1 rRNA gene (running past one end of the window) is annotated in these 1,226 nt (G+C 54.6%); it reads left to right on the top strand.

Features of this window, described 5'->3' with window-relative positions:
• Positions 1 to 73: 73 nt before the first annotated feature.
• A 23S ribosomal RNA gene (locus ACOJCM_RS12925) occupies positions 74 to 1,226 on the top strand; it runs 1,822 nt beyond the window's last position.

Here is a 1,226-nt window from a genome sequence, read left to right as displayed (position 1 = left end):
CGAAAGTGATACGTCTCAAGCGTATCCGGCAATTGTCGTACGTAATCGCAGACCAGACCCCTTCGGGTTATATGGTCAAGCGATTAAGCGCATACGGTGGATGCCTTGGCAGCCAGAGGCGATGAAGGACGTGGTAGCCTGCGATAAGGCTCGGTGAGGTGGCAAACAACCTGTGACCCGGGCATTTCCGAATGGGGAAACCCACCCTGCACAAGCAGGGTATCCCACACTGAATCCATAGGTGTTGGGAGGCGAACCGGGGGAACTGAAACATCTAAGTACCCCGAGGAAAAGAAATCAACCGAGATTCCCCCAGTAGCGGCGAGCGAACGGGGACTAGCCCTTAAGCGGCACAACTGATAGGCGAACAGGCTGGGAAGCCTGACCATAGCGGGTGATAGTCCCGTAGCCGAAATCTGAGTGTCGTGAAATCGAGTAGGTCGGGGCACGTGAAACCTTGACTGAAGACGGGGGGACCATCCTCCAAGGCTAAATACTCCTGGCTGACCGATAGTGAACCAGTACCGTGAGGGAAAGGCGAAAAGAACCCCGGAGAGGGGAGTGAAATAGATCCTGAAACCGTATGCGTACAAGCAGTGGGAGCCCCTTCGTGGGGTGACCGCGTACCTTTTGTATAATGGGTCAGCGACTTATTTTCAGTGGCGAGCTTAACCGAATAGGGGAGGCGTAGGGAAACCGAGTCTTAACTGGGCGACCAGTCGCTGGGAATAGACCCGAAACCGGGCGATCTATCCATGAGCAGGTTGAAGGTTGAGTAACATCAACTGGAGGACCGAACCAGGATCTGTTGAAAAAGATTTGGATGACTTGTGGATCGGAGTGAAAGGCTAATCAAGCCCGGAGATAGCTGGTTCTCCTCGAAAGCTATTTAGGTAGCGCCTCACGTATCACCACCGGGGGTAGAGCACTGTTTCGGCTAGGGGGCCATCCCGGCTTACCAACCCGAGGCAAACTCCGAATACCGGTGAGTGCGAGCGTGGGAGACACACGGCGGGTGCTAACGTCCGTCGTGAAAAGGGAAACAACCCAGACCGTCAGCTAAGGTCCCGAAATCCTGGTTAAGTGGGAAACGATGTGGGAAGGCTCAGACAGCTAGGAGGTTGGCTTAGAAGCAGCCATCCTTTAAAGAAAGCGTAATAGCTCACTAGTCGAGTCGGCCTGCGCGGAAGATGTAACGGGGCTAAACCAGGTACCGAAGCTACGGG

Source organism: Billgrantia hypersalina (assembly GCF_052584175.1).
This window is presented reverse-complemented; position numbering and strand designations above follow the sequence as displayed.